The following is a 21,431-nucleotide window of genomic DNA, read 5'->3' as shown; positions in this document are numbered from 1 at the left end:
CCATATTTTATACCTTGTGATCGTTTGAAAAATGCTTCTTCCCTCAAAGATAGCAGAAAAGGTCAGGTTTGAAACTTAAACAGGCTAAATAATTTAAAAAGAGACGGAGTTTCCCGTCTCTTTTCCGGTCTATTGGGCAAATGCGGCCATTACTTGATTAAGCTGCCCTGCTCGGCCGCTACTGTAATTTCACCGCTTTTCAGTTTGTCCGTTACCTCGCCGACCTTCGCAATCGTGTCATCGCTTAGATTCGGGTTCTCGGCCGGAAGCCCTACACCGTCGTTTTTGATATCGAGGGTCAAGGTTTGTCCACCCGGGAATGTTCCTTCCTTCTCCGCTTTGACCATGTCATAGGAGGCTTGGTCAATCTTCTTCATGGCAGAAGTCAGGATGACCGATTTCTCCCCCTCATAGACGCCATCGGCAAACTGATCCACGTCTACTCCGACAACCCATACGTCAGAACCTGCTTTGACACGGGTCTTCGCTTCGTTAATGGCGCCCACGCCAACACCGCCGGCAGCGGCAAAGATGACTTTCACGCCACGGTCATACATCTGTGCAGCCAGCTGGCCGCCGGCAGCTACGTCGTCGAAGCTCCCTTGATAAACTACATTCTCCGGCTTGATCGTCAGCTTGGTGCCCAGATTGTCGTTGGCATATTTGACGCCCTGCTGGAAGCCCCAGTTGAATTTCTGTACAGACGGAATCTCCATTCCGCCAATAAAGCCCGCTTCCGCTTCCTTGAGCTGCAGCGCTGTTGCCACGCCGGCAATAAATCCGGACTCATGCTCCGCAAAGAAGATCGACACGGTATTCTCCTTCACTACCGGAGTTGGATCCTCAGCCGTATGCGGCGTTCCGTCGACGATGACGAATTTGGCATCCTTATACTTGTCCTGAGCGGCAAAGATCGCCGTTTCAAATTTAAAGCCCGGCGCCACGATAAATTTGTAGCCCGCATCGTAGAGATTGCCCATTTCCTTCAAATAATCCGCTTCCGTTGTTCCCGTTGGCCGCAAATATTTGGTTTCCAGTCCGAACTCGTCGCCTCCGCGCAAAATTCCTTCCCAGGAACCCTGGTTAAACGATTTATCGTCAATCGTACCGGCGTCCGTTACCATGCCTACCTTAAATCCAGCCGGCTCGGCCGCGTTCCCGCCATTGCCTGCATTTGTTCCCGCGTTTGTATCCGTGCCGCCTCCGTTATTGCCGTTTCCGCATCCCGCCGCAAAGGCAGCCACTATCATAACCAGAACCAAAGTAAATAAACTTTTTTTCATTGTCTCTACTCCCCATCTCATAATTTTCACAGGCCTTGCTCTTTATTCTTCTCTAATCTCCCTTCCCCCATAATTGAACAATTGTAAAATCGCGAATTTACCATTTGTTTGATCTGTATTAAATATAAAACTCATCACACTATTTGTAAACTAATATTACATATAAAATTTATTTTTCACTGTCGAATTTGAAGGAATTTAGGCGAGACAAATCGTATCTGTTTTAGCCTCTTGAAAACTCGATGCATAAATATGACATGTAAGTAACATTTTATTCACCATATCATTTACCTAATAGAGGATAAATAAGGAAAATTAACGGTTTGATTATGAATACCCCGAAAGCCATGACGAATAAACGTTTGCCGGTTCGACAAACGCAAATGTCATAGGATGCCTGCACAGGCAGACGCACGAAACCGTGAGGCTACTGTTTTTTATAATAATCCAGCAGCTCCGAGGTTACTTCAACCAGCCTTTCGTGCAGGGAGCGCGGTTCCACGATCCGGACTGACCGCCCATAAAGCATGAGCAGATGCGGTACCATCCCGAGCGCTTTCTCTTCCATCCTCACATGGACATGGCGCTCCGAACGGTCGACGAGCATATGCCCGAACAGCCAGTGATCGCATAAATCATTAATGGATTGCTCCATCCCTTCGATCCGGACGGAAACCAGATTTTCCGCATGTCCGGAGCGGGGAAGCAGATCCTGAAGAAGAAAGGCGCGCGCAGAAAAATCCTCCGGACGCTCGAACACAGCTCCGGTCCGGGAAATGCCGTGAATCCGGTCCACCCGGAAGCTGCGGACCGCCTGGCGGAGATGGCAGTAGCCGACGATATACCATTTGCCTTTCCACAGGACAAGGCCGTAAGGATCAATCGATCGCGGTTCGGGCTGCTTGCCGTGCGATTTCCTGTAAAGCATCAGCAGCGTAAAGCCGCCTGCCACTGAGAGCTCAAGCTCCTGCAGCACGGATTCCAGCAAACCATTGTAGGGCGTGCTGATCACATCTATTCCCGCTTCATGGCGGTTGATCAGATTCAACTGGTCCTCGTTGGTATACTTCTTCAGCTTCGCCACTGCGCTTGTCAGCGACTCGCCAAACGGATACCCCGCCTCCTGCGCGAAGATCGCCGCATGGATGAGGGCTTTCTGCTCATTCATGTCAAAAAGCAGCGGAGCCTCATTGAATTCGGTGAGCAGGCTGTAGCCGCCGTTATGTCCCGAATCCGCGATGATGGGAACTCCGCTTGCGCATAGAGCATCAATATAACGATAGATGGTGCGTATATGGATTTCCAGCTTTTCGGCGAGCTCCCTGGCCGTAATCCGTTTCTTTGTTTTGAGCAGCCACAGGATGGATAGCATATTGTCGGCTTTTGACACGATTAATTCCCTCCCTAAATCCCTCCTGAGGAGGGACCCCAAGGGCCCCGGCCCTCTGGACACCCGGAATGGCATAACGTCTGTGTTACAGAGAATCGCTTGTTAGCTGCTGCCTGCATGGATCGTTTTCGTCCCTTGCGGGACACACTTCCATTTACCGCTCCCGTGCCGCCTGGTGGACTTCGTCCCATCATAACGTTGGCGGGAATGAGATGCGTTTATGAGACAAGTGCGTGGGTAGAGATTACCTTATGGATTGGTTTGATTTTTCCTTATTGGAAAATGGAAACCTTAAAGGCTAATACATGGATAACTATAGTATATTGTATCCCGGCAGAGACGTAAATTCGGATACGTGAATACTATGTCTAACGCTATTTACCCCACGTTATCTCAGATTCGCTGGGGCAGGGCGAGTGCCAAATGGGAAGGGATCATCCAACTAGCTGACCAGCCCTCTTAGATAGGGGATAAGCAGTTGGCTGAGCTCCTCCCGCTGAAGGCCAATCTCCAGGATCGCCTTGATATATCCGAATTTATCGCCTATGTCATACCGGCTGCCCTGCAGTTCAAGGGCGATTAATCCTTGGCTATCCCGGCGGGAAACCGTATTCGGCGCAATTTCTTTGCTGCTGCAATATGCATTCAACGCATCCGTGAGCTGGTATTCCCCGCCTGCACCTTTCTCTGTTTTCTCAAGAATATCAAAGATGGAGGGTTCCAGAATGTACCGGCCCATAATAGCCATATTGGAAGGCGCTTGATGAATCGCCGGTTTCTCTATAAGTCCCATTACTTCATGAACGCCTCCCCATTTGGGGACCGAATCGATAATCCCATATTTGTTCACTTCAGCATCTGTCACATGCTTGACGCCGATGACAGGTTTGCCGAACTCTTCATACACATGCACCATCTGCTTTAATGCAGGCGGTTCGGATACCATAATATCATCGCCCAGCAGAACCGCGAATGGCTCATCGCCAATGAACTGCCGCGCACAGAGAATCGCATGGCCAAGACCAAGAGGCTCCCTTTGACGAATGAAATGAATGGTTGCCATGTCGCTTATCGCCTGTACTTCGCCGAGCAGCGTAAGCTTGCCCTTCTCGAGCAAAGACTGCTCCAGTTCAACCGATTTGTCAAAATGATCCTCAATCGATTTCTTATTGCGACCCGTTACGATAATGATGCTTTCGATGCCGGATTGAACAGCTTCTTCGACAATGTATTGAATCGCCGGTTTATCTACGATGGGCAGCATTTCTTTGGGCTGCGCTTTGGTGGCCGGCAGGAATCGCGTTCCGAGACCTGCGGCTGGAATAACGGCTTTTCGTATGGCGGTCATAGGATGATCACTCCCGAAGCGTATTTTGCGACGAACGATGCTGATTGCCGAATGCCCAGTACCGGGTGCCGATATAATTAATACCGACACTGAAGACGGTTGCGGCAATCTTGCATACCAGCAGTGAGAAAGATGTATAAGCATGTAAAATCATCAGCAGCACGGTTGTCGCAGCGAGTGCAGCCAGATTCACTGCCGCAAACCGTACAGCCTGGCCTGGCGCTTTCTTGTTCTTGTGAAACGTCCAGCTCCTGTTCATATAATAGCTGTTCAGAACTCCGCAGCTGTAGGAAATGACTTGCGCGGGCACAGCAGAGACACCAAGTGCGGTCAATGCCGTGAACACCGCAAGATCAATACCTGTATTAATGATCCCAACCGACCCGAACTTAACGACAGTTATGAACCTGGAGAAAATGATTCGCCGCATTAAGCATCACCCGCTTTAGCTGCTGCAGCCGGTACTGGATCTCTTCCTGCTCCTGTCCACAGCGATCGGAACATCCACAGCAGGACGAATAGATTTACGATTGCCATCCAAACACCGGTCCCGTAATTGACGTTGTCATCCAGAACGATGATCAGGTTCATCAGAACCGTCAATGTGAGCAGCCCTGCGGGCAGTGTCCACTTCTTATCCTTCAATAGCACCAGCAAGGTAAACACAAGGGCAGGAATGCTGTAGCGTTCATGAATTTCAGTAGGAAGCATGAAGAATGCCAGGCATAGTGACGCTGATGCTTTCAGAAGGACAGTGATGCTTTCTTCCCGAGAACGATAGATATAAAGACATATTCCGACCACCGCGAGGAATAATAACAGAAATCCAAAATTCCGGATGGTAATGCCGATTGCCATGTACTCCGTATCAGGGGTATTCGGATCGGTCCCCATGACATAAAACCAAATATTCATGGCATTCATCGTTGCAGATGTATAGAAGCCTACGGCATCTGTATAGGCTTGGCTGATCATTTTCCCCAAACTGCCGGCTGCGCCAAAATAGCCCAGTGTCGCGATCCAGGGACAAACGAAGCCTGCAGCCCACATCAGAAGCGGACGGAATTTCCGTTCCTTCGCAAGACCAGTCAGGAGCCATATCCCAATGACCGGAAATACGGTTATGGCTTGGAACTTGGTCAGCATCGCCAAAGCAAATATTATCCCGCTCATGAAAGGTCGCCGAGGCAGCCAGATAACGGCAAGCAGCATCAGCATACTATGCAGGATATCGACTTGTCCCCAGACTGCGCTGTCGGTCATCAAGGCCGGATTGAGCGCGAAGAGCACGATAGTGAAAGAGCGCCAATTATAATTGCCCACACTTGAAGCAAGCTTTATCACAAGCGCAATGGCAGCCAGATCAATAAGAATAAGAAGAGATTTAAAGGAAACCGAACCCGCATTGGCGGAGATACCAAGTGCATGAAGCAAATCGCCATACAGACTCATAATCCATAGAAACAGCGGCGGATAGTTAATTTGGCCATTTGCCGCGAAGGCGCCGCCGAGTCCGAGATCCCGGACCGACTCCATCCACTGTACGAACAATCTTTGATCGGATATAAAACCCGGATACTGCTCTGCCAGTGCAAGTCTTACAGCTGCTGCGCACAGGACGAGCAGAATAACGAATCCGGCAAACTTGCGCTTGTCCGCGATGCTTTCCAATTCAAGCGGATCATTCATAACGGCTTTTCCCGCTGGCCGGCGGGCCAGTCCTGACTGGCAATCCCGTAGCTGTCGCGGACGATATATAACGGCCTTCCTTTGGTCTCATCGTATATCCGCCCAATGTATTCCCCCAGTACACCAAGCATAAGCAGGATGAAACCATTAAAGATGAGCAGAACGCCAATGATGGAAGGCCAGCCTCTCATCGTCACATCCGTAAAGAAAGCCATGTAAAGCACATAAATGAAGTAGAGGAAACCCGACCCCGACAGCATGGAGCCCAAGTATCCTGCCAATTTAAGCGGTTTGAAGGAGAAGGATGTAATCCCGTCCAGGCTGAGCTTGATCATTCGTTTCAGCGGATATTTGGTTTCACCTGCAGTCCGTTCATCCCTCTCATATTCCAGTGCGGTTTGGCGAAAGCCAACCCAGCTGACCAAGCCTCTCACAAAACGGTTATTCTCAGGCAGCCGCCTCAGCTCATTCACCACACGCCGGTCCATCAGGCGAAAATCGCCGGTATCGACGGGTATCGGCACATCAGTAGAAGCCTTGAGCACCCGGTAGAACAGGCTAGCAGACCATTTCTTGAATTTAGACTCGCCATTGCGCTTCGTTCTTTTCGCATAGACAACCTCGAAACCATCCTGCCATTTTGGGATCATTTCCAGTATCAGCTCCGGGGGATCCTGCAGATCGGCGTCAATAATAATAACCGCGTCTCCTGCGGCATAGTCCATACCGGCTGTGATTGCGATCTGATGTCCAAAGTTGCGGGAGAAATCGATTAGCTTAATAGTAGGGTCCCAGTAATTGTGCTCGCGAATGATCTCTGCGCTGCGGTCCCTGCTGCCGTCATTGATGAAGATAAGCTCATACGTTTCTCCTGTCCTGTTCATCACAGACTTCAGCCTTAGGCAGGTCTCCTGTATGACAGCTTCCTCGTTATACATCGGGACAATAACGGAATAGCGGATTTTGCTCTTCATTCTATTCTCCTCCTAAACTGTTTTGGCTATGTCCATTTCCTACAGGCATAGTTAACTCAAAGAAACTTCATACAGCGTCTCTCCTCCGCCGCGGGGACCTGAATCATTAGCATCATTATCCGTCGTGCCCGCTATCTGCTGATTTGATCCTGTACCCGTACTCTGCCATTCCGAGGACGGTATTTCGGTTCCGTTCTCCTGGATCCACTGCAGCACCTCCGAGTTTCCGCCGCGGCCGCCTACAATAAAATATTTCAGCTTGCCGGATTGAACAAGCGACTTCACTTCATCCAAAGACCAGACCGGATCAGAGCCGGAGAACCCGCCCGTTATAATGATCTTCTCGCCGGATTCGATAATATAAGGAGCAGCCGTTGTATAGCTTGTCGTTGCAAACAAGTAAATCTCACCCGTATTATGAGTTTGCAAATATTGCAGAGACGTTCCGTCCAGGGTCGAAGTTTGCCCGAAGCCTCCGGCGGCATTCATTCCTCCGCCCATTTTTCCATCCGCGGCTATGCCTCCAGGCATTCCGGCTCTATTCGCTTTGCCTGGTCCTGCTTGCGGAAGCATACTGTCCTGTCCATACGCAATTGGTGTTGCAGCCCAGTACAGCGGGCCAACGAGCAGCATGAATAATCCAATCAATGCCGCCGGACGTGCAGCGCGCTCCACACGCTTCATTACAATCAGAAGAATTGAAGCAAAGAGGCTGCCTGCCAGCACCAATATCGACCAGCCGATTCCGATCGTATCGTCATAAGGATGCATAATGTACAGCTCGAAGCTCGCTGTAGCCGGGATTCCAGCCGGCAGCAGCCATGCAGTCCAGCCAGTTGATTGACGATATAGATTGACCAGCTCCCTCCAGCCTGCCCCTGCAAGAGCCGCGATCGGTGCAGCCAGCATGATTAAGTAATACTGATGAAAAAATCCGGCTACGCTGAAGAATCCCATCGCCGGAACAAGCCAGGCGAGCCAGAACATAGCTTCTTTGTGCTGCTGTGTAAAATGGCGTCTGCGCAGATTAGCAAACAATCCGATGCAGGCGAACGCCACGAATGGAAGAAGCCAGCTTGCTTGACCGGACAATCCGGATTGGAACAACCGCAGAGGTCCAGCCGGACCTGTCCCGAATCTGGATCCTCCCTGGCTGCCGCCGCCAAATCCGCCGCCTGCAGCCTGCCCTTGCCCGAAGCCTCCGCCGTCTTCACCGGGAGATGACCCTCCCTGCGTGCCATTGCTTCCATCCGCTTGGCCTTGCTGCGGCGATTGAGCCGCATCGCTGCCGCTTGCTTCGACGTTCTGCTGGCCCCGTCCCCCTGAACCATCGCGCTGTATGCCGCCGCTTCCCGTCATTTCGCCGCCTTGTGGGCCACCACCGCCCATCATTCCGCCGCCTTGTGGGCCGCCTCCGCCTCCTCCGCCGCCTTGTTCACCGGTTAGACGGGAAACGCCATTGTAGCCAAACGCAAGCTCCATTACGGAATTCGTTTGACTACTGCCGACATAAGGCCTGCTGCCAGCCGGCACAGCATCAACGATCAGAGCCCAAGACATCGAGATAAGCAGCATAAGCGCACTGGCTCCGGCCAAGACGCCCAGCTTCTTTTTCCTGTTGATTTTCCAGGCTATGAGCGTGATGAAGAAGAAAGCCGGCAGGACCATATAGGCCTGCATCATCTTCATATTGAAGGCCAGGCCGATCATCGCAAAAGCACCGATCAGGCTCCATATCCGATTGTTCCTGATACCACTTAACAGCAGCCATGCTGCGATGAGTAAAGCAAACACGAGCATACTATCGATATTATTGGTACGGCTTACCGATGCGACCACAGGTGTGCTCGCCATGACGAGGGCGCTGATCCTGCCAGCCGCCAGTCCGAAGGGCTGTTTAACCAGCTTGTACATCAGAATGACGGAACCTGCGCCTGATAGCGCCTGAGGCAGAATGACGCTCCAGCCGTGAAGACCAAAGATATACGCGCTTAGTGTTTGAATCCAGAATGTCAGAGGCGGTTTATCCACCGATACGAAGCCTGCTGTATCAAGCGATACAAAGAAAAAGTTATGAAAATTTTGCAGCATGCTTGCGACTGCAGTCGTATAGTAGGTGTTCGCATACTGATCATTCCATATTCCGTAGACATTCAAGAATAAAGCCAACAGGACAATTAAAGTTAAAGGGATATCCAAACGAAATTTAGATGTTATGTTCATTAGTACGAGTTCACTCCCTGAATTCACGATTTGCTCATATAATTCTGTTTGGTCCAAAGGATCGTGATCCCGGTTATCTTCCCCCTTGGCTTGCTCTCATTGTGCCTGCCCTAACTGAAGTCTGCATGAATGATCGCTGAATGTTCGCTGAATGCCCTTTTGCTGCTCGATAACGGAGCCATCCGCATTCAGACAAAATTCAGCAAGTTAGGCCATAATAGAAGAAATAACGGCTGGCGTTCAGGAGGTTAGCAAGATGAAAGCAATTAAAGGGGTCAAAATATTGCTTGTAGACGATGAAGCGCATATACTGCAATTTCTGGAAATGGGATTGATAAATGAAGGGTATGAAGTCAAGACAGCTCCTGATGGCCATGCTGCCCTGGAATCTCTGGAGAAATTCGCCCCGCATGTCATCATATTGGATGTGATGATGCCGGGTATGGATGGCTTCGAGGTCTGTAAGCGAATCAAGGAAACAGCTGATCATACCGCTGTCATTATGCTAACCGCCAAGGACGACGTCAGAGACAGGGTCAAAGGCCTAACGCTGGGTGCAGATGATTACCTCGTTAAACCGTTTAACTTTGAAGAGCTGTTGGCCCGAATCGGAGCGCGCTTGCGCAATCAATTTCCCGATTTGCTTGGTGAAGTGGTTCACGGCCCCTTCCAGATTGACGACCGGAGGAAAGAAATCAAGTACCGTGAAGAACCGCTTGCCTTATCGCCTACGGAATATGAGCTGCTCAAGTTCATGGTACTGAATCATGGAATTGTGCTTAGTAAAACGATGATTTTGGATCGCGTGTGGGGTTATGATTTTGGCGGGGAAGAAAATATCGTGGAAGTTTATATCCGTTCGCTTCGGGACAAGCTGCGCGACAAGGAGCATCGGCTCATTCGCACGCTCAGAGGCGCGGGCTATCGGGTGGATTTGATATGATCGCCAAATTTAAGCGGTACTCCAATAAACTGGCCTCTTCCCGCTCGCTCCGGTCCCAGCTATTGACCCGTTCCCTGTTCATATTGGCTGCGCTGCTAATGCTCATCGGCTTCCTGCAATTTCTGTTGACCAAGGATCTGCTCTACCGCAGCAAAGCCGAATCCATGCATGCTCAGATCATGATGCTGCCCAAGGATCTAATTGCGCGTTTAATGAACAGGAACGATGACCCGAGCAGGCCCGGGGACACCGGTCAAAGCTCGAATACGGATAGAAATGACATGCCGCTGAATAATCGTCCTTTATTCTTGATGCCCGGCACTTCCATTGTCATTGTTAATCAAGACGGTACCGTGACTGATGCCGGGGCCGATAATGGAATTCCCGCTCCGCAGCTGAGTTTGGGAGATCTTCAATCGCTTGCCCGGGACGGCTTTAGAGGGAAAGGGAGACGAACCGACTATAAACTGGTTCGGGATTCGAACGGTAATGAGCAGCTTGTCATCGCAGGTCATCTGGGATTGCCAAACAACCCGGATTCGGAAGATTATGTTCAGATGGGTACGGAGACGGCTCCCATTATGAGGACATTAATGCAGCAGCTGCTAACCTTTATTTTTTTATCCCTGTTAGCACTGGCCGGCGGTTTGGCGCTATATGCGCCTGTGCTGAGGCGCACACTGATTCCGCTGTCCAGGATGATCAGCACGGTAGAGCAGATAGATTCCGGCAAGCTTGACCAGCGGCTGCCTCAAAACCAGGGCCAGCAGGAAATCGACCGTTTATCCCGTTCTTTTAACAGTATGCTCGGGCGGCTGGAGACCTCATTCGAAGCGGAGAAGGAAGCGAAGGAACGGATGAGACAGTTTATAGCGGATGCTTCCCATGAGCTTCGCACGCCATTAACGTCTATCCACGGCTTTCTTGAAGTGCTGCTCCGCGGCGCGGCAGCCAACCCCGAACAGCTTAACGGTGCGTTAACCAGCATGCATGGTGAGTCCAAACGGATTAATAAGCTCGTCGAGGACCTGCTCGTTCTGGCGAAATTCGATCAGGATTCCCGGATTCATACCGAGGACATCTCGTTGACCGAGCTTATCCGGGAGATGCAGCCTCAGCTTCGAATGCTTGCGGGGGACCGTGAGGTGCGTTACGTATTGACAGAGGAAATTTGCGGGAAATACGATTCGGACAAGATGAAGCAGGTTATTCTGAATCTATTCCAGAATGCCGTTCAGCATACGGATCCGCAGGCAGGCAGCATCATAATCCGGTTGATTCATGAGGGTGAACGTACCAGGTTGTCCATTCGGGATAACGGTGTCGGCATTGATGAGGATCATCTTTCAAGGCTGTTTGAGCGGTTCTACCGCAGCGATCATTCGAGGGCGCGCAAATACGGCGGAGCGGGTCTCGGGCTCTCCATCTCGCAATCCATTGTGGAGGCGCACGGCGGGGAAATAACCGTACGCAGCCGCATCGGTCATGGATCCGAATTTGATGTTATTTTTCCGGTCATCCAGCAGTAAAGCAGATGCTGCGGGAAGATTCCCAGCCTTTTGTTATAACATAAGGTTCTTGACCGGGTTGAAGTCAAGAACCTGTGATGCAGGCCGGGTAATGACAAGTTGATATTGCCCGGGAGCAGCGGTTTAACCCCCGCAGTATGCTTTAATCCTTAATCGGAGCCAAGCTTTTTAAGCGCTTTGGTCGCCGGTCCTTCGATAACCTCTCCGTCATAGGAGAATCTCGAGCCGTGACAGGGGCAATCCCAGCTTTGGTCGCCATTGTTCCAATCCAGCTCGCAGCCCATGTGGGTGCAGGTTGTATCAACCAGATGAAGTATCCCGTCAGGATCCTTGTAGGCGCCTGCGCGCTTTCCATTGAACGATACGACTCCGCCTTCCCCCTGCGGGAGCTCTTCGACATGCTTATGGACCATCTCCAGCTTTCCGGCGATCAAATACTTGGCCACGTTCGCATTCTCCGATATCACGTTCTTCATGCTGGCACGGGCGTGAAAACGCTGAGGCGTATACAGCTCCAGATAGGGATTGCCGCGCCCGACGATGCTGTCGCTCAGCATCATCGCAGCAGCCGTTCCGCCGGTCATTCCCCATTTGCCAAAGCCGCTGGCAAGCTGGACATTAGGCATGCCCGAGGTGACAGCTCCCACATACGGCACCTTGTCGAGAGTCAGCAAATCCTGGGCGGACCAGCGGTACGGTATCGAGGCCACGTTGAAGTGCCTTACCGCATAATCCCGCAATGCCTCATAATACTGGATTGTGCACAGACCCTGTCCCGTCTTGTGGTTTTCCCCGCCGATCAGAACCAGCTTCTCACCATTCATCGTAGACGCCGTACGGATTGAACGCTTCGGATCGTCGGCGCTCAGATACATGCCCTCCGGGAATGGTTCCTCATCCGCCATGCGTACTCCAAGTACATAGGAACGCTGGGCATGCAGCCGGGCAAAATAAAAACCATGCCGGTCGATAAACGGATAATGCGAGCAAACGACCACATGGGATGCTTTCACCCGATGCCCGTCTTTGGTGATGACAACAGGCTCCTCTCCATTCTCCACATCCACCGCCGTGGTATGCTCATAAATGCGTCCCCCCGCCTCTGTGATACGGGGAAGTAGAGCGCTCAAGTACTGCAGGGGATGGAACTGAGCCTGATTATGCATCACAATGGCGCCATGGGTCGGCACATCGAGGGGTATCTTGTCAATATAGCCGCCGGGAATATCCAGCTTGGCATACGCCTCGGCTTCGTCATGCAGCTTGGTCAGCGTATCGACCGTTTGCGCATAGAGGTATGCATCCTGCTCGGAATAACCGCAATCTATGTCCAGCGACTTGATCGTATGCCTGACAAAATCGAGAGCATCGCGGTTGGCTTCATAATATAATCTGGCCTGCTCCTCGCCTAGATCCTTGATCAATTGGGCGTAGATCAGATCATGCTGGGCGGTCAGCTTGGCTGTCGTATGCCCGGTGGTTCCGCCAAGAAGGGAATCCGCTTCAAGCAGCACCACGTTGACGCCCGCCTCAGCCAACCGGTAAGCTGTCGTTATTCCTGCGATTCCCCCGCCTATAACGACGGTATCCGTCGATGTATCTTCTTCCAGCCTCGGGTAATCGGGAAGCTGTATGGAATGGCGCCAATACGATTCGGGTAGCTGCGGCAGCTCTCTTAATGGCTGGTTTGTAATTAACATCTGTCATCACTCCGGTCTATGGGCAGCCCCACTCTATTGTTCGCGGATAGGGTTTACAGATTTAACCTCTTTTATGTAAAGATGGCGGATATTGCGATGAAAACAGCCTCTCCTTAAGGTATAATGAAACAAATCGTGTTTATGCAAAGGAGAGAATGAACCATGTCTGAGTTTGACTGGATTCGCAATATTTATTGTGTGGGGCGCAATTATTCCCTTCACGCCAAGGAGCTGGGCAATGATGTGCCGAAAGAGCCCATCCTCTTCTCCAAACCGACGCATGCCCTTCGACCGGCCCATGGAACGGCTGAGCTGCCCGGCCATATCGGCATTATCGATTATGAAGCCGAGCTGGTGCTCCGGATCTCTTCGGCTTACGACCCAGGCAAGCCAGTTGGCGAGCTTATTGACGGTATCGCCCTTGGCATCGATTGGACGGCAAGAGACGTGCAGTCCCGTTTAAAAGCCAACCAGCATCCCTGGCTGCTGGCCAAAGGCTTTAAAGGCTCCGCTATTCTTTCCGAATTCCACAGCGTCTCCAGTCTGGAGCAAATCGCAGCTCTGCGCTTCAGTCTCCATATCAATGGACAAGCCGTCCAAACGGGCAACCCGAATGACATGACCTTCTCTGTGGAACAATTGGTTACCTATATCGGCAGCACCTATGGACTGGATGCGGGGGATATTATTTATACCGGCACGCCGGCCGGCGTCAGCGCTATCCATGATGGAGATTCGGTGGAGCTGAGGCTCACTGGATTGGACTCTGCTGCCGCAGGCGGGGAGCAAACCTTGGGTTCCTTTGAAGTTAAGTTTTTAAACCAATAAACTGTTAATCCTATGTAAAGAAAAGATCTTAATCCCATGATTAATTCAGGATATTAAATAAATATGAAGAGTGCGGCTCAAAGGTTTGCACAACGGACAAGTAGGGTAATATAGAAGCGTGCTTACATAATGAAAGGAGAGGAATTACTATGAGCGTTATCTACACTGCGCATGTCACATCACGCGGAGGCCGGGAAGGCGTTGTCCGCTCCTCCGATGGTCATTTGAATTTGAAAACCACTCAGCCCAAGGAAGGTGCTGAAGGAACGAATCCCGAGCAGCTGTTTGCAGCCGGATTTTCGGCCTGCTACCACAGCGCGTTGAAAGCCATTGCCAAGGGCAAGGGGATCGAAACGGAGAAATCGGAGGTTACTGCAACTGTCCGGCTTCACAAGGACGATGACGGCTTCAAGCTCTCCGCCGTTCTTGCCGTGACTGTTCCGGGTCTCGATGAGAAGCAGACGATGGAGCTTGCGGAAGCGGCGCATCAAATGTGCCCTTACTCCAAGGCTACACGCGGCAATATTGATGTGGAGCTTAAAGTTGGAGCGGCACAAGCCTGATCTTATACGCGGCAGCTGACAAAAGGCTGTATCCTCAAGCGGGTAATCGACCCGCCAGAGGATACAGCCTTTCTTTTGAGCTTACAGCAGTAATACCGCATGTTATATAGTCAGCCCTGCAGCAGAACGCTTTTCCGCAGAAGGTTCTCTTATAACGACACCACCGGTCCGGCTATCCTGTCATGTCCGGGATAATTTCCTGCCTCGGTGCTCCACAGGCTGCTGCGGCTCCTCTTTCTGCGGAAACTGCAGCTCATAGAGCTGTTTATACCTGCCGCCCTGCTCCAGCAGCGATTGATGCGTGCCCACCTCGACGACCTTTCCTTTGTCCAGGACATAGATCCGGTCTGCCCGCTGAATAGTTGATAAACGATGGGCAATGACAAGTGACGTGCGGTTCTCCAGCAGATGCTCCAGCGCGTCCTGAATGGCCTTCTCCGATTCCGTATCAAGCGAGGAGGTCGCTTCATCGAGAATAATGAGCCGGGGATCCTTCAGAATCGCCCGGGCGATGGACAATCGCTGCTTCTGGCCGCCGGAGAGCTTCACTCCCCGTTCCCCGATCTGCGAATCATAGCCCTGCGGGAACGACATGATGAAATCATGGGCGTTAGCGGCGCGTGCAGCCGCTTCGATCTGGGCCGGCGTCGCTTCCGGCTTCCCGTACACCATGTTGTCTCGAATGCTCCCGTTCAGCAGAACGATATCCTGGGAAACAATTCCCATTTGCCGCCGCAGCGAGCTCAGGCTAAGCTGTGTCAGCGGATGCCCGTCAATAGTGATGCTCCCATGCTGCGGATCGTAGAAACGGGTGATCAGATGGGTGATGGTGGATTTGCCCGCTCCCGAAGAACCGACGATGGCGGTAACTTTGCCGGGCAGCAGCTCGAAATTAAAATGCTCCAGCACCTTCGGACCTGTTTGATAGGCAAAGCTTACATCATCGAACAGGACATGGCCGTGAACGCGGTCAAGCTCCCGGGCATGATCACTCTCCACCACCTGGGACTTCGTCTCGAGGATTTCCACTATCCGCTCGTAAGCTGCCGCCGATTGCTGAATGGTATTCAGCGTCCGGCTGAAGCGGCGGACCGGATTTTGCAGGAGCCGCAGATAAGCGAGAAAAGCAACGACGTTCCCTACGGTCAAAGCCCCGTCCATCGTTTGCTTGGCCCCATAAATCAGGACGGCCGCCATCCCGACGAAGTTGATCATGTCGATAATCGGCTCATAGACCGAACGCAGCTTCACGGCGGCCAGATTCGCCCCCATATTCGCCTGGGTACGAACGGCGAAGCGCTCCGTTTCGTAGTCCTCCGTGGAGAAGGCCTTCATCAGCCGGATGGAGGACAGGGTATCCTGCAGATGATTGGTCACCTCGGCAACCGACTCCTGAATCCGTTTGGATGCGGCGCGAATCCGTTTGGAGAAGAACCGCGTCGTCAGAATCATCACAGGGAAGGTAATCATAATGATGACGGTCAGCTGCCAATCCACCCACAGCATATAGGCAAGAACAGCCACAAAGGTGAACAAATCCGTTACGATCGACATCATGCCGGACGATACCAGCTGCTGCAGCATCCCTACATCGCTGGTTACGCGCGACATCAGATCTCCGGTCCGGCTTCGGTCGAAGAAGCCGACATCCAGCGATTGCAAATGCCGGTACAGCTGCTGACGCAAATCAAGTACGGCCTTCTGGCCGATAGAAGCCATCGCCATGCCGCTCGAATAATTAAAGATTCCCTGCAGGATTGCGGCGGCCAGGATACCCAATGCAATCCATACCAGCGTCATATAATGCTTGCCGGGAATAACGTGGTCAATGGTATACTGCGTAATCTGCGGAATCACAAAAGCCAGCAGGGAAACGGCCAGGATCGAGAAGAAGGCCACAAGGATAAGCCCACGCTGACCGCGAATATGGAAAAACATCCGTTTATACATGCTCCAGATGCTGCCGGGATTCGGTTTGGCAGGCTGCATGCTTATTCGTCGTCTTGCTAAATTGTCCATTCTTTCCATCACTCCGTATCGGCGGGCCCGGCATCTGTCGCGCCAGAGTCCAGATAAGCTTTTAACAGATTATTCATATCCGCAACCATTCCGGCAAGCTCTTGCTGCCTCGCCTCACTGCCGGCTGCGGATCGTTCCGCCCTCATCAGCTGCCGCAGCACTTCATACGATTCTATACTTAGACCCAGCTTTCTGCGGAACCGCTCATGCCGGTGCAGATCCTCTTCTTCTCCCCTGTGCCGCTCTCCTCTTTCGCCTTCCCGGCCCTTGCCGCATGCGCCCCGCTCCGGCTCGGGGCTTTCGCTGAGCATCGTGCGGCCTTCCTCCGTAATCCGGTATACCTTCTTGCCGCCGCTCTCCGCCGCCGCGATCAGCTCGCGGTCCTCAAGCATCTGAAGGGTAGGATAAATAGATCCTGCACTCGGAATATACAAGCCGCCGGATTGCTCCTCCAGAGCTTTCATCATCTGATAGCCGTGCATCGGCTCCTTCGTAAGCAGCTGGAGCAGCGCATATTTGACGCCTCCCCGGCCAAAATACCGTTTGGAGCTGCGGAAACGGCCTTCGCCGCCATCCTCCCTGCCTCCACGCCCCTCATGCTCTTCGTATCTCCTGCCCCTATGTTCAAAAAAATGATTAAACCGCTCATTCCGCATCGTTCAATCTCTCCCTTGTTAGCGAATACGATATATCGTAATATAAAAATAAACGATATATCGTATTGTGTCAATAACGACATTAATTACAATGCCGGCCGGCAGACGGGTAGAGTTCGTTCACCTTCTCTGGTAAATTATAGTTAGAAAGCGGTTCATGATGCTCTGCTGCACAACAAACTGACAGAAAGCTCACAGATTTTTCATAGATCGCTCAAAAGGAGGCATTTATTTGTCCCATTCTTCAGAATTTGACTTCCTTGCCGCACCTCTTGCCGGACAGGCTCTGGCGCCATCCGGCTCCAATCTGGTGCTTGCCGAGTGGACAGCTTCAGGCACTTCGCCTGACCAGACCCAGCGGCAGCTCATCGCTCCGCTCCATCTGCATCATTACGACGATGAAGCGTGGTATATCCTCGAAGGCACGCTCGGCTTCCAGATTGGCGATGCGGCGATTGAGGCCTCCGCCAATGACGCTGTCATGGTCCCGCGGGGGACAGCGCACACTTATTGGAATCCGAAACCGGAGCCTGCCCGGTACCTCATTATCATGACCGCGCAGATTAGTGGGCTGATTGATGCCATCCACGCTGCAGACAAGCGGGATCCGGAATCCATGAAGCAGCTATTCGAACGGTACGGTTCCGAATTGCTTGAGTAGGACGGGTCGCAGATACGGCAGCATGTATTTGGAGCGGGAGCAGCAATTATACGAGGAGGGCTATGATGAAGCATGATTTGAGCGGGATGAAAACGCCTGGGGGAGTAAGAATGCTTGAGCAGGTGCGCAAGATCTGCAAGGCGCTGCCTGAGGTCGCCGAGTTGATCGATGGGCATGGGCATACGACGTTCAAGGTAGCCAACAAATCGTTTATCATCATGAGCGACTACGGGATCACATTCAAGTCGGATCTGGAGAATCAGGAGATTCTGATCCAGCAGGAGCGTTTCACGAGGCCTCCCTATATCGGCCATCACGGCTGGGTATCCGTCAGCAATCCCGAGGACTGGGAAGAGATGGGCATTCAGTTGAAGGAAGCTTATTTGCGCGCCGCGCCCAAGCGGCTGTTCAAGCAAGTGATGGAAGAGAAATCGATATAACCTTCTGTGAGTCATGATGGGCTGAACGATATATCTATGAAAACGACTGGCTGCATGGTTAAATTTGATTTCAGGAGGTGTGGACGATGAAAAAAGCGCTTATTTTGGGCGGAACACGATTTTTCGGCAAAAAGTTAGTGGAACAGTTGATCCATGATCAGGTCGACCTGACCATCGTAACAAGAGGGCTTACTCCCGATTCATTCGGAAGCTCGGTGAAGCGGCTCCAGGCTGATCGTACAGACCCGGCCGCTCTGCGCGCTGTACTGGGTACCTCGGAATATGATGTTGTTTACGACAACATTTGCTTCACGCCGCAAGAGGCGGAGGAAGCTGTGAATTTGTTTGCCGGGCGCACAGGAAGATATATCGCAACTTCATCATTAAGTGTGTATCCTTTCGGAGAACCCGGAAAAAAAGAGAGTGATTTTGACCCCTACACCTATCCTATTCCGGAGCCCTATCCTGCGAACGCGGACTATGCTGAAGGAAAACGGCTGGTTGAAGCGGTATTGCTGCAAAAAGCGCCGTTTCCGGTGGCGGCTGTACGTTTCCCCATTGTTTTGGGACATGATGATTACACGCGGCGGCTGCATTTTCACATTGAGCATGTTGAGCAGGGGCTGCCCGTCGGAATACCAAACCTGAATGCGCAAATGTCGTTCATCAACTCGGATGAGGCTGCCTCCTTTCTCTTCTGGCTTGGCCGTTCCGATCTGGAAGGGCCGGTCAACGCCTGCTCGCACGGGGAGCTGTCCCCTGGACAAATCATGACGCTTATATCGCAGGCCGTGGGCAAAGAGGCGAATATCCTGAGCGAGACTGATAACATGCATATGTCGCCGTTTGGCATTCCCCAGCCCTGGTATATGGACACGGCCAAAGCCGAAGCTGCCGGCTTTTCGTTCCAGCAGCTCCGCGGCTGGATGCCGAATTTGATCCGGGAGATTGCTGCCGGGCAGGCAAAATAGACAAAAAATAACCGGCCAGACACATTAACCCTGTGTTTAGACCGGTTATTTCTCCTATATTTACGGCGCTGCCGGACCGTCATCCATTCCGTTTAAACCTTCGCGGCCTGCCCTACCTCAGTCAAACGTTTCTTGGCTTCCTCATAGACATCATCAGCAAGCGGACCCTGCTGGGCAAAACGCAGATTCTCCTTCAGATGCTCCGGATTCTTGGTGCCTACAATCGTTGTCGAGAGCTGCGGGTGGGACAAAGTAAAACGCAGCAGGAAGCCTGTCCGGCTCTCTCCTTCTTCGAGAAGCTCGTCCAGCTTCGCCGCTTCCCATGCCGACCAGCGGTCCTGGGAACCGCGACCTGCTCCAGGCTCGCCCTGTCCTACGCCGCCGCGTATAATAATGCCCGCGCCAGCTTTGCCTGCCTTGGCAATAAGATTCTCATGCTCACGCTCCAGGGCGGAATATGGAATCTGGAAGGTGTCGAACGCACCGGTATCTATGTAGACCGGGAGATGGGGCAAATAGGATGAAATGCCGATCCAGCGGACTTTGCCCGAGGCCTGGATTTCCTTCAATGCCTCGACGAGTCCGCCTTCTTCCGTCTGCTCCACTGTCGGCCCGTGCAGCTGCAGCAGATCGACATAGTCCGTTTTCATCCGTTTCAGGCTGGTCTCAATATTATGAAGGATATTATCGCGTGTCCAGACATGAGGCGTCTCGTCGTGATCACCCTTGTCCACCAAGGTGCATCCGCATTTGGTTGCAAGGAAATACTCATTCCGGCGATGGCTGATATACTTGCCGATCCGCTCCTCGCTTCTGCCGTAGTCGTACGCGGTATCAATGAAGTTAATGCCGGCGTCCAGCACAGCGTTCAGAATACGCTCGGAATCCTCATCGGCTACGGGGCGCCCGTTCCATACCCGGGGACCGCGAATCTCCATGGCTCCAAAACCAAGCTTTGTCACCTGCAGGCCCGTCCGGCCAAGCAATGCTTTTTCCATTTTCGGTATTCCTCCTTTGATTCGGATCTTGAATACCCTTACATTATACCCTTGTCCAAGTGCCATGAACAATCCTTGTCCGGATTATTCCCGGAATAAGCCCCTTTTTCCGACTGAGGGGGCTTCCAGATGCGTCTTACGGGTCATCGCATCGCGAAAATCGTTCAACATGGATAACACATCAAGCGCATGAATGGATGAATAGCTGTCTTATCCGCTCTGCTGATTCAGGGCCGGCAGATGCCGTCCTGACCCGCCGCTGCTTACAACTGCTCGTATTCCAGAAAAGGATCCGCGATTTCAATCCTATACGCTGCGGCATCCCCCGCTCCCACATAGAGATCCGCCAAGCCGCCTTCCCTGCGCACCAGACCGCCGCTGAAGATGACATCGGCAAGATCGGGGCGCTTGGCGGGCCCTGTGGGGAAGCTCCCCCGCCGGGCAATGATTTTCATCGGTGTCTTCTCCAGGGTGTCCGGGTTGAAGGCGAAGGTCATGGCATAGTAATGGCGGCTGCCATCCTCCTCATCGAAGGAGGCGATATGACCGAGTATACCGACAAGGCCATTGTCCAGCAGATGCGCCTCATTGGCGCCGCCCCACTGCGTACTGGCAAATTGATCCTCGAATACGGGAGCCTCGCCGATCAGATAAGCGGTTACATCTTCGAGCTGGCCGACTTTGACGAAGCCGATCTGTCCTCTGCCGCCTTTGTAGCCCTGAGGACGGGTCAGCACACCGATTTCTCCATCCGCAAGCTCGATCAGACGAATATCCTTCATATGGTATGGACCGCTGAGAAAATGCTGCAGGCAGGCGATATCCGCACCGCGATAGAATTCCGTCACCCAAGCCACGATGCAGTGCGGATGCAGCGGATCGGCAATAACCCTTACGCCGCCGAAGATCAGTTCCCCTTTGATTCGTGTAAAGAAGGGATCCTGCAGCTCATAAACCGGATAATCCGGATGGGGCTTCCAGACCTCGCCTTCCTTGCGGAAAAAAATAACCTCCGAAAATTCCGTGCTGCGTCCTTCCACTCGCCCTGCGATAACGAGACTTTCCCGGTCGGCAAAAACAGCCGATATGTTATACACATCCCGGCCCTCGATACCTTCGAAGCGGATCCGCTCTCCGCCCGTTGCAGGCTCATGATTCTCAAATTGCTGCAGCAGGTCCCTGCAGGTTTGAACCTTCGTTTGTTGTAGCAGCATAC

General features: G+C 52.3%; 19 protein-coding genes. 7 read left to right on the top strand and 12 right to left on the bottom strand.

Translation table 11 applies throughout. From position 1 onward, the window contains the following. Positions 1–149: 149 nt before the first annotated feature. The 7 genes from ACFOLF_RS22345 to ACFOLF_RS22315 form a co-directional block, all read right to left on the bottom strand. Positions 150–1,283 carry a BMP family lipoprotein gene (locus tag ACFOLF_RS22345; RefSeq protein WP_210038630.1) on the bottom strand — a complete coding sequence of 378 codons (1,134 nt, stop codon included), beginning with the start codon at positions 1,281–1,283 and terminating at the stop codon, positions 150–152. A gap of 427 nt (positions 1,284–1,710) precedes the next feature. Beyond that, entirely contained in the window at positions 1,711–2,673 is a 963-nt protein-coding gene (locus tag ACFOLF_RS22340) for a helix-turn-helix transcriptional regulator (protein ID WP_210038629.1), read from the bottom strand. A gap of 442 nt (positions 2,674–3,115) precedes the next feature. Then, the gene (gene galU / locus ACFOLF_RS22335) at positions 3,116–4,021 is read right to left on the bottom strand and encodes a UTP--glucose-1-phosphate uridylyltransferase GalU (protein WP_210038628.1); all 906 of its coding nucleotides are present in this window, start codon (positions 4,019–4,021) and stop codon (positions 3,116–3,118) included. 7 nt (positions 4,022–4,028) lie between these two features. Continuing rightward, positions 4,029–4,451: a GtrA family protein gene (locus ACFOLF_RS22330; RefSeq protein ID WP_210038627.1), complete on the bottom strand. Its 423-nt coding sequence runs from the start codon at positions 4,449–4,451 to the stop codon at positions 4,029–4,031. Next, positions 4,451–5,710: a hypothetical protein gene (locus ACFOLF_RS22325; RefSeq protein WP_210038626.1), complete on the bottom strand. Its 1,260-nt coding sequence runs from the start codon at positions 5,708–5,710 to the stop codon at positions 4,451–4,453. Before ACFOLF_RS22325 ends, ACFOLF_RS22330 begins: the two co-directional genes overlap by 1 nt. Next, positions 5,707–6,684, bottom strand: a complete 978-nt coding sequence (locus tag ACFOLF_RS22320; RefSeq protein WP_210038625.1) for a glycosyltransferase family 2 protein — start codon at positions 6,682–6,684, stop codon at positions 5,707–5,709. The genes ACFOLF_RS22325 and ACFOLF_RS22320 overlap by 4 nt, the downstream gene beginning before the upstream one ends. Before the next feature lie 51 nt (positions 6,685–6,735). Continuing rightward, positions 6,736–8,907, bottom strand: coding sequence for an ArnT family glycosyltransferase (locus tag ACFOLF_RS22315; RefSeq protein ID WP_210038624.1), 2,172 nt, complete (start codon positions 8,905–8,907; stop codon positions 6,736–6,738). Between the two features lie 256 nt (positions 8,908–9,163). Here ACFOLF_RS22315 and ACFOLF_RS22310 point away from each other — a divergent pair, with 256 nt between their 5' ends. Together ACFOLF_RS22310 and ACFOLF_RS22305 are read left to right on the top strand one after the other, a co-directional pair. Further along, positions 9,164–9,850, top strand: coding sequence for a response regulator transcription factor (locus ACFOLF_RS22310; protein ID WP_210038623.1), 687 nt, complete (start codon positions 9,164–9,166; stop codon positions 9,848–9,850). Then, a complete protein-coding gene (locus ACFOLF_RS22305) occupies positions 9,847–11,379 on the top strand; it encodes a sensor histidine kinase (protein WP_210038622.1) in 1,533 nt (510 codons plus the stop codon). The genes ACFOLF_RS22310 and ACFOLF_RS22305 overlap by 4 nt, the downstream gene beginning before the upstream one ends. A gap of 149 nt (positions 11,380–11,528) precedes the next feature. On the opposite strand, the gene ACFOLF_RS22300 is transcribed toward ACFOLF_RS22305, so the two are convergent. After that, complete coding sequence (locus ACFOLF_RS22300) at positions 11,529–13,079, bottom strand: FAD-dependent oxidoreductase (RefSeq protein WP_210038621.1); 1,551 nt, start codon at positions 13,077–13,079, stop codon at positions 11,529–11,531. A 162-nt stretch (positions 13,080–13,241) separates the two neighbouring features. Here ACFOLF_RS22300 and ACFOLF_RS22295 point away from each other — a divergent pair, with 162 nt between their 5' ends. Both ACFOLF_RS22295 and ACFOLF_RS22290 read left to right on the top strand, forming a co-directional pair. Further along, on the top strand, positions 13,242–13,907 hold the full coding sequence (locus ACFOLF_RS22295) for a fumarylacetoacetate hydrolase family protein (protein WP_210038620.1): 666 nt from the start codon (positions 13,242–13,244) through the stop codon (positions 13,905–13,907). A 149-nt stretch (positions 13,908–14,056) separates the two neighbouring features. Beyond that, positions 14,057–14,470, top strand: a complete 414-nt coding sequence (locus tag ACFOLF_RS22290; RefSeq protein WP_210038619.1) for an organic hydroperoxide resistance protein — start codon at positions 14,057–14,059, stop codon at positions 14,468–14,470. 180 nt (positions 14,471–14,650) lie between these two features. Here the strand turns inward: ACFOLF_RS22290 and ACFOLF_RS22285 are convergent, their stop codons facing one another. Together ACFOLF_RS22285 and ACFOLF_RS22280 are read right to left on the bottom strand one after the other, a co-directional pair. Then, entirely contained in the window at positions 14,651–16,489 is a 1,839-nt protein-coding gene (locus ACFOLF_RS22285) for an ABC transporter ATP-binding protein (RefSeq protein ID WP_210038618.1), read from the bottom strand. Between the two features lie 8 nt (positions 16,490–16,497). Next, a complete protein-coding gene (locus ACFOLF_RS22280) occupies positions 16,498–17,145 on the bottom strand; it encodes a PadR family transcriptional regulator (protein WP_210038617.1) in 648 nt (215 codons plus the stop codon). 232 nt (positions 17,146–17,377) lie between these two features. Between ACFOLF_RS22280 and ACFOLF_RS22275 the strand changes: the two genes are divergently transcribed. The 3 genes from ACFOLF_RS22275 (at position 17,378) to ACFOLF_RS22265 (ending at position 19,217) form a co-directional block, all read left to right on the top strand. Then, positions 17,378–17,806: a cupin domain-containing protein gene (locus tag ACFOLF_RS22275; protein ID WP_379113478.1), complete on the top strand. Its 429-nt coding sequence runs from the start codon at positions 17,378–17,380 to the stop codon at positions 17,804–17,806. A gap of 62 nt (positions 17,807–17,868) precedes the next feature. Beyond that, positions 17,869–18,246, top strand: coding sequence for an MmcQ/YjbR family DNA-binding protein (locus ACFOLF_RS22270; protein ID WP_379113476.1), 378 nt, complete (start codon positions 17,869–17,871; stop codon positions 18,244–18,246). An 86-nt stretch (positions 18,247–18,332) separates the two neighbouring features. Continuing rightward, a complete protein-coding gene (locus tag ACFOLF_RS22265; protein ID WP_210038616.1) occupies positions 18,333–19,217 on the top strand; it encodes an NAD-dependent epimerase/dehydratase family protein in 885 nt (294 codons plus the stop codon). Between the two features lie 92 nt (positions 19,218–19,309). Here ACFOLF_RS22265 and ACFOLF_RS22260 read toward each other — a convergent pair whose 3' ends face one another. Both ACFOLF_RS22260 and ACFOLF_RS22255 read right to left on the bottom strand, forming a co-directional pair. After that, entirely contained in the window at positions 19,310–20,215 is a 906-nt protein-coding gene (locus ACFOLF_RS22260; RefSeq protein WP_210038615.1) for an aldo/keto reductase, read from the bottom strand. 263 nt (positions 20,216–20,478) lie between these two features. Further along, positions 20,479–21,429: a DUF1861 family protein gene (locus tag ACFOLF_RS22255; RefSeq protein WP_210038614.1), complete on the bottom strand. Its 951-nt coding sequence runs from the start codon at positions 21,427–21,429 to the stop codon at positions 20,479–20,481. Between the last annotated feature and the right edge of the window lie 2 nt (positions 21,430–21,431).

The sequence above is a fragment of the Paenibacillus sepulcri genome (assembly GCF_042647105.1).
Lineage (GTDB): Bacteria > Bacillota > Bacilli > Paenibacillales > Paenibacillaceae > Paenibacillus_Z > Paenibacillus_Z sepulcri.
Note: the sequence above shows the minus strand (reverse complement) of the source record. Positions and strands in the feature narration are given on the sequence as shown.

What these genes read in the sequence shown, in the direction of transcription:
- ACFOLF_RS22290 (WP_210038619.1), top strand. Translation starts at nt 14,057, where the DNA reads ATGAGCGTTATCTACACTGCGCATGTCACATCACGCGGAGGCCGGGAA.
- ACFOLF_RS22260 (WP_210038615.1), bottom strand. Translation starts at nt 20,215, where the DNA reads ATGGAAAAAGCATTGCTTGGCCGGACGGGCCTGCAGGTGACAAAGCTT.
- galU (WP_210038628.1), bottom strand. Translation starts at nt 4,021, where the DNA reads ATGACCGCCATACGAAAAGCCGTTATTCCAGCCGCAGGTCTCGGAACG.
- ACFOLF_RS22305 (WP_210038622.1), top strand. Translation starts at nt 9,847, where the DNA reads ATGATCGCCAAATTTAAGCGGTACTCCAATAAACTGGCCTCTTCCCGC.
- ACFOLF_RS22280 (WP_210038617.1), bottom strand. Translation starts at nt 17,145, where the DNA reads ATGCGGAATGAGCGGTTTAATCATTTTTTTGAACATAGGGGCAGGAGA.
- ACFOLF_RS22315 (WP_210038624.1), bottom strand. Translation starts at nt 8,907, where the DNA reads ATGAACATAACATCTAAATTTCGTTTGGATATCCCTTTAACTTTAATT.
- ACFOLF_RS22270 (WP_379113476.1), top strand. Translation starts at nt 17,869, where the DNA reads ATGATGAAGCATGATTTGAGCGGGATGAAAACGCCTGGGGGAGTAAGA.
- ACFOLF_RS22320 (WP_210038625.1), bottom strand. Translation starts at nt 6,684, where the DNA reads ATGAAGAGCAAAATCCGCTATTCCGTTATTGTCCCGATGTATAACGAG.
- ACFOLF_RS22330 (WP_210038627.1), bottom strand. Translation starts at nt 4,451, where the DNA reads ATGCGGCGAATCATTTTCTCCAGGTTCATAACTGTCGTTAAGTTCGGG.
- ACFOLF_RS22310 (WP_210038623.1), top strand. Translation starts at nt 9,164, where the DNA reads ATGAAAGCAATTAAAGGGGTCAAAATATTGCTTGTAGACGATGAAGCG.
- ACFOLF_RS22325 (WP_210038626.1), bottom strand. Translation starts at nt 5,710, where the DNA reads ATGAATGATCCGCTTGAATTGGAAAGCATCGCGGACAAGCGCAAGTTT.
- ACFOLF_RS22345 (WP_210038630.1), bottom strand. Translation starts at nt 1,283, where the DNA reads ATGAAAAAAAGTTTATTTACTTTGGTTCTGGTTATGATAGTGGCTGCC.
- ACFOLF_RS22295 (WP_210038620.1), top strand. Translation starts at nt 13,242, where the DNA reads ATGTCTGAGTTTGACTGGATTCGCAATATTTATTGTGTGGGGCGCAAT.
- ACFOLF_RS22285 (WP_210038618.1), bottom strand. Translation starts at nt 16,489, where the DNA reads ATGGACAATTTAGCAAGACGACGAATAAGCATGCAGCCTGCCAAACCG.
- ACFOLF_RS22255 (WP_210038614.1), bottom strand. Translation starts at nt 21,429, where the DNA reads ATGCTGCTACAACAAACGAAGGTTCAAACCTGCAGGGACCTGCTGCAG.
- ACFOLF_RS22300 (WP_210038621.1), bottom strand. Translation starts at nt 13,079, where the DNA reads ATGTTAATTACAAACCAGCCATTAAGAGAGCTGCCGCAGCTACCCGAA.
- ACFOLF_RS22265 (WP_210038616.1), top strand. Translation starts at nt 18,333, where the DNA reads ATGAAAAAAGCGCTTATTTTGGGCGGAACACGATTTTTCGGCAAAAAG.